Here is a 15,029-nt window from a genome sequence, read left to right as displayed (position 1 = left end):
CCACTACCGATGATTGGGAGTAGTAACTACCAACCGGAGGTCGCTAAAATGACAAACGTTAATGTGATCCCTTGCAGACAAAACAAGTCAAGCAAGATGTGAAAAGGACTCTGTTCACAAAACCGCGCCAATAGTGAGACAAATGGCCATACCTTGCTCATTAACATCTTTCGACCACCCGTGATTGCAAATCCGAGCTAGCGGAGTTCGCAGAACCGCGCCAGCAGAGGGGCCAGTAGTGGGACAAATGACCATACCTTGCTCATTATCGATCTTTCGACCACCTGTGATTGCAAATCCGCGCTAGCAGTGCTTGCCATGGTGTGGACACGGTTCGCAGAACCGCGCCAGCAGAGGGTAGACACGGTTCGCAGAATTAAATTAGATAATCACTCCTCAATCAAACTATCAAGCTCTCTTGCTTGCTCTGATAGTTGATCTTGAAGCTGTACGATTCTTTGATACCATCTTTCTGAGCCCAAAAACGGATTGTCAAATTTTCGAAAAAATGATTGAATTGTTTGGCTAACGTAATCAATGTCTTTTTCAAGCGACCATTCTGATTTACTTCTATCCTGATATCCTCTGAACCTTGCTAAATAGGAAGAAAGTAATTCTAAACTTTTATCCACCATTTCTATCGTAAGTCTTGGGTCTTGCCTCTGCTCTTCTATAAAATTATTCTTAATAGATAGTACTATGGTCTCTAATTCGGAAAAAACACCTATACTTTGTTCCACTATGTCTTCATACTGCTTTTCCTTACTTTTATTCATCATTTGAAGTTTAAATCAACTGGATTTAGATTATCAAAAGCGTTTCCTATCTGCCTATATGGCTCTGGAACATATATTTGAATTGCCCCTCCTGGAAGTGATACATCATCAATCCCATTCAAAAGACGCTGACTTGCAGCAGGCCCATCCCAAACCTTCAAACCTCCATCTGGAATCGTATATTCAACATACTTAGTTGCACTATTCCACTCTGGACGTACTGCTGTACCTCCAAAAATATCAGCTTTACTTGTTGGTAGATCATAAGTCCAATAGCCTCCGGCAGGGGTTTCTCCAATTACTCGATAAATCTTTTGTCCAGGAGTCAGAGTTTTAGCTGTGGCGTTTGAAAAATTAGGGGCATCTTGAGCTGGTAAATCTAACAATGGGTTAGCCCAAGTATCTGGTGGATCAATAGCAGATTTAGGTAATCCATTAGGTGTGTAATTTGTCAATGATATCCCTGGAATATTTTCAAAGTCTCCGACCAAAGACCTTACATGGTCAATGCTATTGGGATTATCTAAGGCCTTGAAAAAAACAGGTAGATCAACCACCTCAATCTTTGGCAGCACTCTTTCAAACTGGAAAACTACATCATTCCCATAGTTGGTAAGCTGCTTGCTAACCGCACTTAAATAAGTAGGATTCGTCCTAATTGTAGCAGGAATATTTGTATGAAGTAGTAGTTTCCAACTCTCTACCAACTCCGGTTTCTCCAGGAACGTTTTCCTTGTGGCCTCGGTAAAGTTATTAAAATCGGCCTTAAAGGCATCTTCCAAATCGGGAGAATTAAGCCTTCTCAACAAGTCGTCGAGGCCATCGGCTTGTCGGGAAATCCAGCGGATGGCGTATCCGGAGCCTTCCTGAACCAATTCGCATTGCCCGCGCCGTAAACCGCTGAGCAGCGCTTTGGCCGAACCTTTGACGTACACGATGGACACAACCGGGACGGCAATTCCCAAACCGTACATGGCACTGTTGCCAAAATCGCAGTAGTAACCTGCATACACGCAGCCGATGGCATCGGCAACCCAATCGAAGCCAAAGGGCGAAAGCATCAGCCCAAGGGCATCGATGTTCGCAATGTTTTCGTTGTACACCACCATGTTGCGCCCGGCATAAAAACAGTCGTCGCCGGGCGAGCCCTGCTTAGTGCCCGGGGAATAGAAGCGGTCGCGGTACCAAAGTGCAAACCGGGCGCAGTTGGTCTCATCGGACGTGCCCGTGTACTCGTTCATGCCATGGACGACCACAGAATCTTGCGGCTCGGCATGGTCCATATAAAAGTTGGACAGGGCAATGTTGAGTTCCAAGCGCCTTTTGTTAAAGGCTGCGATGACGTGGGCGTTGTTCGCCAGGTTTTTACTGTCCAAATAGCGTTCGGACTCGGTCAGCAACTTGGCATATTCGAAGAACCTTGTATCGACCATCAACCTGAAATCGACCGTTCCCGGAAATCCGACATGAGACGCGGCAGTTTCGCTCCGCCCTATAATTTCGCCCTTGGCGGTGATGTAATAGTAACGGCGAATGTATTGCTTGTCGGTGTTGGCGAACACATCTTTTACGAACGTCCACATGGGCGAACTGGTATTGTCGGCAATGAAGGCTGCCGAGTTTTGTGTGTTCTGGTAGCTTTTTGCCAATCCCGACAGGTCAATGCGGATGTTGCCCCCAAAGGTGAGGCCGGGCATAAAGAAGAACTCGCCTTTGTCGCGCCCAATACCTGCGCACTGCACGTAAGGCAGGGTGATGAGGATGGCGTTGTCGGGCAAGTTGGCTTTGAGGAACACCGCATCGGCCAACCGGTTCCAAGCCTTTTGGTTGAGGCACAGCGTATTTTGCGGCACCACGGCCACGTAGAATTTTCGATCGTTGAATTTTTCGTAGCTCCTTAGTTTGTCGGCCAACACGTTGCCTAGCAGCTCATCTTGCAGTCCCGCAGATTTTTGCCTGTTAATGGCATCGACCAGTTGGTCGATAAGTGCGTTGTCCTTGTCGATTGCCTGGTCTATTCTTAAACTCCTGCTTTGGAAATAGTCCACATATACCTGCGCGATGGAATTGGTCTTGAAATAGACCTCTTCGGCCTTCTCGTGATAATTGCAGTTGCAGTCACCGGTAAAATCGATGGTTTCCACCGTTTCGTTACCGTTCTTGACGGTTATTTTACCGTTGTTGCCATTGCCTTTTTCGATGAACACGCGATAGGCAACGGCGTCGTCGTCGGCTTTTAGTGCATCGGCCGTCACCGAGCGTACCGCGGTGCTGTCGGTAACCCTGTAACCGAATGCCTTTGTTTCTTTGGCATCGTTGAACAGTTGTACGTTGTCATACCCATTGATTCGCAACGAATAAATGGCACCCCGTGCCGATTGGGTCACGTCGTCGGCCAAATAGAATCCGGAGGCGTTGTATTTGCCTTTCAGATCGGCCTTTTTGCCGTCGGGGAGGTAGAGGGTTTGGTATTTGGCAAGTTTGGCAAGCGCATTGGCATCGTTGATGCAGAGGAATTTGGTGCCTTCTTCACGAAAGGCCGCCCCCTCCTCCTCCTCCAGCGCCCCCAGCCACACCGTCTCGGGGTTATGTATCAAATCCCATTGGTACTTCCACAGCTCGGTGCCGTTGGTGTAGTCCATGAGGTTTTGGGTGGTGCGCTCGGCAAAGCGGGGGGCGGGGCCGCGTTGGCGCCAGTAGGCATCGTCGCTAAAGGTGTGCTTGAGGTTGAAGGCGCCGTGGCTGAGCTCGTGAGCCAGCAGCTCGAGGTTGCTGCCCAGGTTGAAGATGAAGCCATAGTCGCCCGTCAGGGGCATGTAGCCCAGCTTGTCGCTGTGGGGCGCCGTCACAAAAAAGAGCACCAGGGTGTTTTTGGAGATCTTGCGGGTGGCCTTGTAGGCTTTGATCACCTGGTTCATGTGGGGCGTGTAGCGGCTCCCGATGGCCAGACCGGTGGTCGAGAAGCCGTCGGCGGTGATGCCGCTCACCGTGATGGCCGGCTCCACGGTCACATTCCAGCTCACCAGGGCGGGGGCAAACACTTTGTCGAGCACCGTTTTCACGGCACTGCTGCCTGAGGGAGCCACGGCATCGTTCACGGGCACTATCACCACGTTGCGCACCTGCGGGGCATAGGTCACCAACCCCAGGGCGCCGGCTTCGGTGAGGGTCTGGCGGGTGGTGCTATCCTTTTGCAGTTGCTTGGTGGAGAGGGCAATGGTGAGCACTTCTTCGTCGCCCGGGGCGGTGCCGGTGAGCAGCAACTGTTGTTTTTTGCCATTTGGAGCCGAGGGGGTCGGAATATCCGATTCGCGAAGGTACCGCAGGCTGTCGGGCGAACAATCGCCGGTCACCGATACCATCACATAGTCGTTGCCCCCCACGGGCAACGACTTCCAGGGCACGGCATCGCCGGCCTTCGACGACAGGAAATAGTTGTTGGGCTTGACTTTGCCATTGCCCACGGCATCGAAGCCGTGTTTTTGATTGTCGGCAGCCGACACCACCACCGAACAACCATATTGTCCGGTTTGCGAGGGGGTGGCCACGGCACTGCTGTTCGAGGGGTAATTAAAAATATCGCCGAGCTTACTAACTGTTACAAACTACGGCTAGCAGAGATTTGATAACCTGTGGACATACGATTGATTATCACCATAAGTTAAACAAAACAGACGATCGTGTACTGCTTTTTGTCGTTAAAAACGACAAACATGAAGACGACGTCATTACAAATGACGCCGAGCTCAAAACCTCATAGACACTCTACAGATAGCAGGGATGGCCAAAGGCCTTTGGGTAACGACGTAGCGGGACGCTACGCTGAACGGGGTGGACAATTTCATCGATTTTTCGTATTTTTGGGTGTCGGGATACACCCTTTCGACATCCTGATTAAAAATAAAAACCAAGATATCCTTAATTATAAGAGATATGAAAACACAAGATATCCTGATTGCCCATCCGTCTAATGACCATGAAATGAATGTCATTAAAGCGTTTTTTGAAGCACTAAAGATAAAGTTCGAAGTTGCAAAAGATTCACCTTACGACCCGAAGTTTGTTGCAAAAATTGAAAACAGCCGCAAACAAGCCGCCGAGGGCAAGACGTTTAAGATTGGCCTCGATGATATATGGAAATAGAATTCACCCAACAGGCTTGCGAAGATCTGGCTTTCTGGAAAAAGACTAACAACGTGGCCGTACTGAAAAAAATCCGTGAACTTATCGAGTCTGTTTCTGAAACGCCTTACGAAGGCATTGGCAAGCCAGAACCTTTAAAATATGCCCTTGCTGGTTGCTGGTCTCGCCGCATTAACCAAGAACACCGCATTGTTTATGAAGTTTATACCGATAAGATTATGATCCTTTCGATTAAAGGACATTATTAGAAAAAAACTGCCTAACGTAAATACCCTTCGCTGACTCCCGCTGCCGCACGATTGTATAGTGTGGCCACTTAAACAACTACCACATCCAGTAAAATATCTTTTTCCCCTCTGTAATCACGTGCACTGCTATACACATAATCTTCGGGATAGAACACCAACCCCTCCTCAACTGGATTTTTGTGGACATAGTGGATTTTTTCATCAAGCACCTTATTGCCTTTGCTCGGCGAAGTTTGCAACTTCGCCGTCCTCGCGCCTGTAATCTCCTGACTACCTCACCGTTTTCCAAGGTAAAGAAAGCAATTCCACATCAAGCACAGCACTAAGTCCGGCATAATTTCGCGCACTTGAATACCAATAATCTTCGGGAATTTGTACCAGCAATGCACGTCACAGATTTTGATGGATATAATTGTTTTTCTCAGCCGTTAAGTCGTTTGAAGAGAGAATAACAGCAAGGCTCTCATGCGTCCATACCTGATAATAGGTATTGCGTTTATCTTACGCACCAGCAGGGCATCGTTCACCAGTCACAGGGCACCGGTCTCGGGGAGGGGATTCTCCGAGTCCCTTCACTCCTCCCCTGCATTGGCCCGTTTAAAATAGCTGATGAGGGACTCCACAGCCAGCAATCCTTCGCCGCGCGACTTGTCGATGGCAAAAATTTTCCCCAACACCCCCACCAACGGCAACAAATCGTTGTTGCCTTTCAACAGCAAGCGTTTCTTCACAATAAGCGGATGAAACAAACTCACAAACTCTTTCACCGTCCCTCCCCACTGAATGCGCAGCTCAGGCGGCAACTCCGGCTCGTGGGGCATGCGGCACAGTTTGCCAAGCCGGTGCAACACGGTCTGAATCATACCGGCTGCACCATCGGGCAGCCTCGAGACATCCATGGCTTCCCACTCATCCATCTCTTGCGCCAACAAGCAGTGATCCACATCGGTAGTCCACCCGACCAGATACGCCTGCAGCGCCTCATCCAACACTTCGGCGGGCATACCTTGGCACCGCAACACCATCGTGAGCCATTGCATCGGTTGCAAGGCCGCCCCATCACAGCAGCGTCGCATCAACTGCCGATGCAAGGCACTCAAAAAATGGGTCAGTTGACGCTCCTGATGCAGACTTTCGGGAGCAAAGTACAACAGTGAATCAGCCACCACCACAATCAAGGCTGCGGTGGCCGCGGGCAGCCCCGTGCTCCGGGCTGTCTCAGCCAACCGGCACACCACCATTTCATAGGGGTTGATGTATGCCAACTCACACAAAGCATCCACGTGCTGCGCCAGTTCCCGGGGCAATTGACATCGGATGGAAACATCCTCACCACAGCACCGTAAAGTCAGGCACGACAACGAAGGGCGTCCGGCATCATCAAACCACCCCTCGGTGTAATGATTGGCATGATGCAACAGCAGCAGCCAACGTGAATAAACCAGTAAGTCGTGCAACCACCACGCCCGAATCATCTCCTTTGCCGACAACGGCTCCGGCCACTGATGAATGCAACAACAACGCTGCATGGCATAGAGCTGACAAAACCACACCCGCTGAATCTGCTCATCGGCCGGGTTGCCCAAACCAACGGTCACCCGCTCGCGCACCGCTCTCTCCACGGCATCAAACAGATGGTTCACATTCCCAACAGCAGGCAGTTGCAAGGGCAAACACCCGCCTGCCCACACCCGGGCATAACGGCTCTGTACCTGCATCATAAGCTCAGCCAACTGATGAATCATAAAAGGTTAGGTTTTTCAGTCTGATAAAATTAATAATTATTTAACACCCACAACACCCCATCACATGACATCTGGTAAGAATTCCATCCCAACAACCCAAAACCACCCGGGATCAATGTGTTTAAAAAAGTCAGTTTTTATGACAGAGTTTTCAATGAACACGGAGTCAAAATAAACGCTGAGGCGCTAATCGACGCAGTCGCTTGGCTATGCCAAGAAAGGCACTGAGTTGGTATGATTAATAGATTGCGTTTAATTATGAAAGCAGATAACTCAGCATTTAATCATCGTCCGCTACTTAACAAACTAAGAACTAACGCTGAGTTGCAGTGAGATAAGATGAGAACCAGTGAGGAGAAGAAGCCTCAGTGCCACTCGGTAAAAGAGTTATATAGTAGGCACAGGGACACAGAGTTTTATTTTGATGTATTAAATCATCTTGATGAAGCGTTGCTCCCCCTTGTTCAAATAAAAATCAGATAACTCAAAAGAGTTATATAGTAGTAAATGTGCAACGCCGAGGCGCTAATCGACATCATTAGCTCCCGAATCCAACAAAAAAGAACTTGAAGCATGTTTCGTCATTTATTTAAATGACAGGCACCGTCCACCCTTTCTCACTTTTGCTCTTTCGCACTCTCTCTCTTTATCACTTTCCTGCTTTGCCACTCTGCCACTCTGCTACTCTGCCACTTCACTTTTGCACTCCTGCACTTTCCTGCTTTGCCACTTTGCCACTTTCCTGCTTTGCCACTTTGCCACTTGCTTATACACTCACACTTTTCAACGCCTCCACTTCAAAAAAGAGGCACCCGCAAATGCGAATGCCCCTTTCATACAAATCCATCAAAGCGTGATCACGCCGGCCACCACACTGTTGCTGACATCATCACAGCTTTGCGATGCAAAAGCCAGATAGACGTACACCTGCGCTCCCGGGTCAGCCGTGGGCAACTCCACCGAAGCCGTGCCCTGCCCGCGCGTTGCGGTCAGCAAATCAAAGCATGGCACTCCCCCCGGTGTTAAGGCCACCAACAACACCCCATCGTGCTCGCTGCCTCGCAATTGACCGGTGGGTGCCGTCCAGGTCACCACCACACGGCCGCCCTGCACGGCCACGTTGCAGCCCGAAGGTGCCTGCAACGGCCCCTGAGCAATGCGCACCAACGCCGGCGCCACCTGATAGTCGGGGTAATCGCCCTCAATGGCATACTGCAACAAATCGGACACCGCCTTATTCATAAAGGTGGAATGACGCACCGCGGCCCGATAACCAATGGCCAGCGCCGGCTGCAACGGTTGCAGAAATCGCACGGCCAGGCCAAAACGCGCCTGCTGTTCCAACTGCTTCAACGAAAACCCGCCCCTGCGGGGAGCGCTCTTTGAGCGCATGTACTCCAAGCCTTTCCATCGGCTCCCAATCACGGTGCCAACCTTTCCCGAGAATCCGCCCAGGATTCCCTTATAAAATTTTCCCATAACAATTTAGTTTTTAGTTTTTTTTACTGTTTAACATTCTTCGTTTTCCGAACAATCGGCCTTTGCCCATCCAATCGCTCAGCAGCTTATAGGCCAGGGTCGACACAATGCCACCCACCACGCTGATGAGCGTCTTGGTTAGCCACGCGTCCAGTTCAGGCCCTATCACCGGCATCTCGCCCTGAGCCATCTGCGTCAACAGGGTTCCCGACGACGCCACTATAAATATTCTCAAATCATTCATAACTCTGTTTTTTAGATAAAACATCACGACCACCTCCCGCTGCCTGTCTTTCGCGACAGACCGACACCGACCTGTGTCGTGGTTAACTCACTCCGGGTTGGCTCACTCATTGCTGCAGTCAATCAGCCGCCAACCACCTCTGCGCGCTCAAGAGGTGTTGCAAATCTATCATGCGTTCTCCGAATAGTAAATGACAGTAATATTACCGTCATTAAGAACCCCACTTAATCAACTCACCGTCAAAACAATACCAAATCACCCAACAGATTTAGAACCCAGCTGGGGATCATTGAATGCGCTTCTTCGGGTCTGCTTCGCCCCTTCTTCGGGACTGCTTCGAGGGTTCTTCGACTCCCCTTCGATACCGCTTCGACCCGGAGTCGAAGAAGGGGCGAAAATGGCACGACGTTGGTACGAACATGAGTGCCTCAATGGTCAACACCCTCCCTTTCAGCAATTGAAATTCCTTGGGGTTTATTCAAACCATGTAACAGTGAGCGTGAAATTTAATGCTATATTTGCGGCCAAATAACAACATCACATTTTATCACGATACCCTGATGCAGGAAAAAATTATCATTCTCGATTTCGGGTCGCAGTACACGCAGCTCATCGCGCGCAGAATCCGCGAAATCAATGTCTACTGCGAAATTCATCCCTTCAACAAAGTCCCGGCACTCACCCCGGAAATCAAAGGTGTGATCCTTTCGGGCAGTCCCTCGAGCGTCCGGGAGGAAGGGGCGCCCACCCCCGACCTGACCCACATCAAGGGCAAATTGCCCCTGCTGGGCATCTGCTACGGCGCTCAGCACCTGTCGCACAACTTTGGCGGCGAAGTGGCACCCTCGGCTTCACGCGAGTATGGCCGTGCCAACCTTCGTTATGCCGACAACAGCTGCCCGCTGCTCCAAAATGTGACTCAGCACAGCCAGGTGTGGATGTCGCACGGCGACACCATTGTGAAACTGCCCAACAATTACAAAATCACCGCCAGCACCGACGAGGTGAAGGTGGCTGCCTTTCAGGTAGCCAACGAGCAGACTTACGGTCTGCAGTTCCACCCCGAGGTGTATCACTCCACCGAAGGGCATCAGATATTGAAAAACTTTGTGTGCAACATTTGCGGATGCGAGCAAAATTGGACACCCGACTCGTTTGTGGACACCACCGTGAAGTCGCTCCAGGAGAAACTAGGCAACGACAAAGTGGTGCTTGGCCTCTCGGGGGGGGTGGACAGCTCGGTGGCTGCCCTGTTGTTGCACCGTGCCATTGGCAAAAACCTCACCTGTATTTTTGTTGACAACGGCCTGTTACGCAAAGACGAGTTTACCGGCGTCCTGGATTCATACCAGCACATGGGTCTGAACGTCATCGGAGTCGATGCCCGCGATCGCTTCCTGAGCGAGCTCAAAGGCAAAACCGATCCCGAAGAGAAACGCAAAACCATCGGCCGCGTCTTCATCGAAGTTTTCGATGTGGAAGCCCACAAGATACAAGACGTCAAATGGCTTGCTCAAGGCACCATATACCCCGACATCATCGAGTCGGTATCGGTCAATGGCCCATCGGTGACCATTAAGTCGCACCACAATGTGGGCGGTCTGCCCGAAAAAATGCACCTGAAAGTGGTGGAGCCCCTCAACCTACTGTTCAAGGACGAGGTACGCCGCGTGGGTCGCTCGCTCAACCTCGAAGAGACCATCCTCAATCGCCACCCATTCCCGGGGCCAGGCCTGGCCATCCGCATCCTGGGTGAGATCACTCCCGAACGCGTGGCGCTGTTACAAGAGGTGGATCACATTTTCATCAACGGCCTCAAAACATCCGGCCTTTACGACAGTGTGTGGCAGGCGGGTGTGATCCTGCTGCCCGTGCAAACCGTGGGCGTGATGGGCGACGAACGCACCTACGAAAATGCCGTGGCACTGCGTGCGGTCTCCTCTACCGATGGCATGACGGCCGACTGGGTACATCTCCCCTACGAATTCCTGGCCAACATCTCCAACGAAATCATCAACAAAGTGCGGGGCGTGAACCGCGTGGTGTACGACATCAGCTCCAAGCCACCGGCAACCATCGAATGGGAATGACCCTTTGACATACACACATTTAACTCCGGATACAACAATGCTTGTTTCCGGAGTTTTTTATTTCCTACCCTACCACAGGACAAAAGCCCCAAAATAATTGGGTCTGGTATGCCCAAAAGGCTTAAATTTGCTAAAACCCGAAGGTCATTAAACCCCGAAGGTTTCAAAAACCTTCGGGGTTTAAAAACACTCATCGTCTTGTGTCTTAACACTCATGTCTTAATACTTTTTTTAATCAGTTGAAACATCCATGTTTGCCACGGCCGACACACAGGAACATGACGATGCCCCACAATTCGTTTAATTCGTTCAATTAGTGGCTAAAGGAAAACAACTAATAACCAGCATCTTGCTTAAACATAGACACATGAAAAAAATCCAATATCTCTCCCTACTCTCCCTTCTGCTCCTCCCCTTGGGTTTTTCGACCTCACAGGCACAAGTATTTGATAAAAACGTTCAGAAAATACAAATGGCCTGGCAGTTAGTCAACACGTTTTATGTTGACAGCATCGATCAGGAAAAGATGGGCGAAGAAGCCGTGATAGGGATGCTCAAAACCCTCGACCCTCACTCCACTTACATCTCAGCCAAAGAAGTGGCAGCCATGAACGAACCCCTGGTGGGCAGCTTCGAAGGGGTGGGCATCGAGTTCAACATCCACAACGATACGCTGGTGGTGGTCAACCCCATATCCGGGGGACCCTGCGAAAAAGTGGGCATCAAAGCCGGCGACCGCATCCTCTCCATCAACGACACACTGGTGGCTGGCATTGGTCTCAAAAACAGCGATGTAATGAAGAAGTTGCGCGGCCCCAAAGGCACCAAGGTAAACATGACCATTCAGCGACGCGAACAAAGCGAGTTACTGCTGTTTGTGGTCACCCGCGACAAAATCCCCCTTTACAGCATCGATGCCGTGTACATGGCCACCCCCACCATTGGCTACATCAAGGTAAACCGCTTTTCGGCCACCACTTCCGAAGAGTTTACCAAGGCCATCAACCAGCTGGCGAGCCAAAAAGCCGAAAGCCTCATCATTGACCTCAGGGGCAACAGCGGCGGATACCTCAACGCGGCCATCGACATGGCCGACGAGCTTCTCGACAACCGCAAACTCATTGTCTACACCCAGGGGCTCAACAATCCCCGACGCGACAACAACGCCACCGCCAAAGGAAACTTCGAGAAAGGACGCGTGGTGGTGCTCATCGACGAAGGCTCGGCCTCGGCCAGCGAAATTGTGGCCGGCGCCATTCAGGACTGGGATCGCGGCGTAATCATGGGACGTCGCAGTTTTGGTAAAGGGCTGGTACAACGCCCCTTCACCCTGCCCGACGGTGCCGTCATTCGACTGACGGTGGCCAAATACTACACCCCGGCCGGACGATGCATACAAAAACCCTACGAAGAGGGTCGTCAAGCCTATCAGGATGAACTCGCCGCCCGCCTCAAACGGGGTGAATTGACACATCGCGACAGCATTCATACCGAAAACATGGACATCCACTACACCCAACTGAGTAAACGCAAGGTGTATGGTGGTGGCGGCATCATGCCCGACATTTTCATCCCGGCCGACACGTCGCAATTCTCGCAGTATTACCGACAACTATTCAACAAAGGCATCATCAACCACTTTGTCATCACCACCTTGGATGTGATGCGAAACGATTTGGAAAAGCAATATCCCACGTTTGATGTGTTCAATAAAGAATTCACCGTAGGTCAAAACCTCACCAATCAGCTGATTGAGTATGCAAAAAAAGAGGGCATTGACTATGACGATGCCGACTTTAAAAAATCGCAGTCACTCATCACCTCACAAATAAAGGCTCTTTTTGCCAGGGATTTATGGAGCAGTGCCGAATATTTCCAAATCATGAACCCCTTGATGGACACCTACAATGAAGCCATCAAAATACTGGAAGAGAAAAACAAATATAACGAAGTGTTGAAAGGAAATAAGTGATGGCCAATGACAGAGACGCGATTCATCGCGTCTCCTCAAAACAGCCAATCAACAAAACAACCAATCCATTATAACACCCAACTAAAAGAATCCTAGCACCACTCCATGCAAACAATCATCGAATGGTTCCGGCAATCCGATCCCATAGAGTTGACGGGGATTGTACTGTCGCTCATTTATCTCTATTTTGAAATTAAAGCCAAAGTCATCATGTGGTTCTTTGGCATTGTTTCGTCGGCTCTCCTGGCCTGGGTTTTCTTTCATGCAGGCTTTTATGCCGACAGTGGGTTGATGATTTATTACATCATCATCAGCATCTATGGCTGGATTCACTGGAACCACAAACCAACCGCACAGGCGCTGCCCATCACAAACATCAACCGACAACAAATCAGGACGTCTCTGCTGATTCTCGTAGGCTGTTACGCGTTGCTGCTGACAATTTTATTAAAAATGCCGGCCATCATCGGGCTCAAAGACTCCAGCTTTCCATTCACCGATGCATTTACCGTGGCAGCATCGGTGGTTGCCACCTGGTTGTTGTCGCAAAAGGTCATCCAGCAATGGCACATCTGGCTGGTGGTGAACATTATATCGGCCATAATGTTCTCATTAAAAGAATTACATTACACAATGTTTCTGTATATCGTTTACACCATTGGATCGGTCATAGGCCTGGTTCAGTGGCATAAAAACCTCAAGGCACAAAAAACTCCTCTATGCTAAAAATCGCCATCACCGGACCTGAATCGGTCGGCAAATCGACCCTGACCAAGCAATTGGCTGAATATTTCCATGGCCGCTTTATCACCGAATATGCGCGCGACTATGTGGCCAACCTGCCACGTCACTACACCTACGAAGATGTGGAAGTAATTGCCCGCAAGCAGATGTCGCAATACGATGCCTGCAATGTGGCCGTCCATCCGGTGTATCCGGCCGTGTTTTTCGACACCTTTTTGATGATTACCAAAGTGTGGTTCACCCACGTGTGGCAGCGTCAACCCGACTGGCTGGATGCAGCCATCCGCCAACGCCCCATGGATTTGTACCTGTTGTGCGCCCCCGATCTGCCCTGGGAAGCCGACGATGTGCGCGAGAACGGCAAAATCAGAGAATCGCTGTTTTTGGCTTATAAAAAAGAACTGGAACATTACGGCCAAAAATATGTTATCATTGCCGGCAGCGGTCTGCAACGAACCGAAAACGCCATTCAGGAAGTCAAAAAACTGGGCGTTCAACTTTCCCTGAACACCGAAATACAAACACTCTGATTATCAATCACACATGACCTCGTACAAATATCCGAAAGAACTGAAAAAAGCCATTGACGAACTGGCCAATGAAAGCTCCTATCAATCGGTTTGTCACCGCCACCTACACAACCAACCCATGCCCTCAACGCAACAATTGAAGGAGATTGTTGACTTGCTGCGCGAAATCATTTTTCCGGGTTATTTCGGACATTCCGAAGTGCGTTGCGAAAGCATCCACTACTACCTGGGTGTCAACACCGAACGTGTGTTTCACCTGCTTGTCGACCAAATACACGCCGGCTTGTGTTTTTCATGCTCGGGCGATGAGAGCATCCCGTCGATGGAAATCCGAAACCAGGCTTTCGACATGGCCACCCGCTTCGTTGCGTGCCTGCCCGAATTGCGCCGCAAACTATCCACCGATGTGGAGGCCGCCTTCCTGGGCGACCCTGCCGCCCAAAGCCGTGGAGAGGTAATATTTTGCTACCCGGCCATCCGTGCCATCACCAACTACCGCATTGCTCATGCCCTGCTCACGCTGGGAGTTCCACTGATCCCCCGGATGATTTCCGAAATGGCGCATTCCGAAACCGGCATCGACATTCACCCCAACGCACAAATTGGCGAATCATTCACCATCGACCATGGTACGGGCGTGGTGATTGGAGCCACCTCCATCATCGGCAAAAACGTCAAACTCTTTCAGGGAGTCACCCTGGGAGCCAAGAGCTTCCCACTGGACGAAAACGGCAACCCCATCAAAGGGATTCCCCGTCACCCCATTGTTCAGGATGATGTGATCATCTACGCGCAAGCCACCATCCTGGGGCGCATCACCGTGGGGGCCGGCTCTACCATTGGGGGCAACGTGTGGGTGACCAATAATGTGCCGCCGGGATCAAAAATCGTGCAATTCAAACCCAAAGAGATGCTGTACAGCGATGGCGGAGGAATATAAGAGTCATCCAGCCATCATCAAAAAACAAACAATCCTATCAACAATTATTTATATTTGTAAAAAAGCGGGCAAGCAACGCATACACATGCGAGTTCGGGATAAATAATAGTTTTTGTAT

The 15,029-nt window shown here is 50.3% G+C and carries 12 protein-coding genes; 7 read left to right on the top strand and 5 right to left on the bottom strand.

Translation table 11 applies throughout. The annotated features are described in order from the left end of the window. Positions 1-389: 389 nt before the first annotated feature. Together LX69_RS06710 and LX69_RS06705 are read right to left on the bottom strand one after the other, a co-directional pair. Positions 390-776 carry a hypothetical protein gene (locus tag LX69_RS06710; protein WP_111445059.1) on the bottom strand — a complete coding sequence of 129 codons (387 nt, stop codon included), beginning with the start codon at positions 774-776 and terminating at the stop codon, positions 390-392. After that, positions 776-4,324, bottom strand: a complete 3,549-nt coding sequence (locus LX69_RS06705; protein WP_111445058.1) for a hypothetical protein — start codon at positions 4,322-4,324, stop codon at positions 776-778. Before LX69_RS06705 ends, LX69_RS06710 begins: the two co-directional genes overlap by 1 nt. Before the next feature lie 385 nt (positions 4,325-4,709). Between LX69_RS06705 and LX69_RS06700 the strand changes: the two genes are divergently transcribed. Continuing rightward, positions 4,710-4,919, top strand: coding sequence for a DUF2683 family protein (locus LX69_RS06700; protein WP_111445057.1), 210 nt, complete (start codon positions 4,710-4,712; stop codon positions 4,917-4,919). Then, complete coding sequence (locus LX69_RS06695; RefSeq protein ID WP_111445056.1) at positions 4,910-5,167, top strand: Txe/YoeB family addiction module toxin; 258 nt, start codon at positions 4,910-4,912, stop codon at positions 5,165-5,167. The genes LX69_RS06700 and LX69_RS06695 overlap by 10 nt, the downstream gene beginning before the upstream one ends. A 572-nt stretch (positions 5,168-5,739) precedes the next feature. Here LX69_RS06695 and LX69_RS06690 read toward each other — a convergent pair. From LX69_RS06690 to LX69_RS06680, 3 genes are all read right to left on the bottom strand, one after another. Further along, positions 5,740-6,912 (bottom strand): hypothetical protein, encoded by a 1,173-nt coding sequence (locus LX69_RS06690; protein WP_111445055.1) that lies wholly within the window; start codon positions 6,910-6,912, stop codon positions 5,740-5,742. A gap of 846 nt (positions 6,913-7,758) precedes the next feature. Next, entirely contained in the window at positions 7,759-8,391 is a 633-nt protein-coding gene (locus tag LX69_RS06685; protein ID WP_111445054.1) for a DUF6266 family protein, read from the bottom strand. A 13-nt stretch (positions 8,392-8,404) separates the two neighbouring features. Further along, positions 8,405-8,635: a hypothetical protein gene (locus LX69_RS06680; protein WP_111445053.1), complete on the bottom strand. Its 231-nt coding sequence runs from the start codon at positions 8,633-8,635 to the stop codon at positions 8,405-8,407. Between the two features lie 560 nt (positions 8,636-9,195). Here LX69_RS06680 and guaA point away from each other — a divergent pair. The 5 genes from guaA (at position 9,196) to epsC (ending at position 14,911) form a co-directional block, all read left to right on the top strand. Beyond that, the gene (gene guaA / locus LX69_RS06675; protein ID WP_111445078.1) at positions 9,196-10,725 is read left to right on the top strand and encodes a glutamine-hydrolyzing GMP synthase; all 1,530 of its coding nucleotides are present in this window, start codon (positions 9,196-9,198) and stop codon (positions 10,723-10,725) included. A gap of 367 nt (positions 10,726-11,092) precedes the next feature. Beyond that, on the top strand, positions 11,093-12,697 hold the full coding sequence (locus LX69_RS06670) for a S41 family peptidase (RefSeq protein ID WP_111445052.1): 1,605 nt from the start codon (positions 11,093-11,095) through the stop codon (positions 12,695-12,697). Between the two features lie 105 nt (positions 12,698-12,802). After that, on the top strand, positions 12,803-13,423 hold the full coding sequence (gene pnuC / locus LX69_RS06665; protein ID WP_111445051.1) for a nicotinamide riboside transporter PnuC: 621 nt from the start codon (positions 12,803-12,805) through the stop codon (positions 13,421-13,423). Continuing rightward, complete coding sequence (locus tag LX69_RS06660) at positions 13,417-13,971, top strand: AAA family ATPase (protein ID WP_111445050.1); 555 nt, start codon at positions 13,417-13,419, stop codon at positions 13,969-13,971. Before pnuC ends, LX69_RS06660 begins: the two co-directional genes overlap by 7 nt. Positions 13,972-13,984: 13 nt before the next feature. Then, the gene (gene epsC, locus LX69_RS06655) at positions 13,985-14,911 is read left to right on the top strand and encodes a serine O-acetyltransferase EpsC (protein WP_111445049.1); all 927 of its coding nucleotides are present in this window, start codon (positions 13,985-13,987) and stop codon (positions 14,909-14,911) included. Positions 14,912-15,029: the final 118 nt, after the last annotated feature.

The sequence above is a fragment of the Breznakibacter xylanolyticus genome, assembly GCF_003254275.1.
In the GTDB taxonomy this organism is placed as follows: Bacteria; Bacteroidota; Bacteroidia; order Bacteroidales; family Marinilabiliaceae; genus Breznakibacter; species Breznakibacter xylanolyticus.
This window is presented reverse-complemented; position numbering and strand designations above follow the sequence as displayed.

Excerpts from the sequence above, each read along its gene's own strand:
- LX69_RS06710 (WP_111445059.1), bottom strand. The coding sequence starts at position 776 with ATGAATAAAAGTAAGGAAAAGCAGTATGAAGACATAGTGGAACAAAGT.
- LX69_RS06700 (WP_111445057.1), top strand. The coding sequence starts at position 4,710 with ATGAAAACACAAGATATCCTGATTGCCCATCCGTCTAATGACCATGAA.
- LX69_RS06695 (WP_111445056.1), top strand. The coding sequence starts at position 4,910 with ATGGAAATAGAATTCACCCAACAGGCTTGCGAAGATCTGGCTTTCTGG.
- LX69_RS06690 (WP_111445055.1), bottom strand. The coding sequence starts at position 6,912 with ATGATTCATCAGTTGGCTGAGCTTATGATGCAGGTACAGAGCCGTTAT.
- LX69_RS06685 (WP_111445054.1), bottom strand. The coding sequence starts at position 8,391 with ATGGGAAAATTTTATAAGGGAATCCTGGGCGGATTCTCGGGAAAGGTT.
- LX69_RS06680 (WP_111445053.1), bottom strand. The coding sequence starts at position 8,635 with ATGAATGATTTGAGAATATTTATAGTGGCGTCGTCGGGAACCCTGTTG.
- guaA (WP_111445078.1), top strand. The coding sequence starts at position 9,196 with ATGCAGGAAAAAATTATCATTCTCGATTTCGGGTCGCAGTACACGCAG.
- LX69_RS06670 (WP_111445052.1), top strand. The coding sequence starts at position 11,093 with ATGAAAAAAATCCAATATCTCTCCCTACTCTCCCTTCTGCTCCTCCCC.
- pnuC (WP_111445051.1), top strand. The coding sequence starts at position 12,803 with ATGCAAACAATCATCGAATGGTTCCGGCAATCCGATCCCATAGAGTTG.
- LX69_RS06660 (WP_111445050.1), top strand. The coding sequence starts at position 13,417 with ATGCTAAAAATCGCCATCACCGGACCTGAATCGGTCGGCAAATCGACC.
- epsC (WP_111445049.1), top strand. The coding sequence starts at position 13,985 with ATGACCTCGTACAAATATCCGAAAGAACTGAAAAAAGCCATTGACGAA.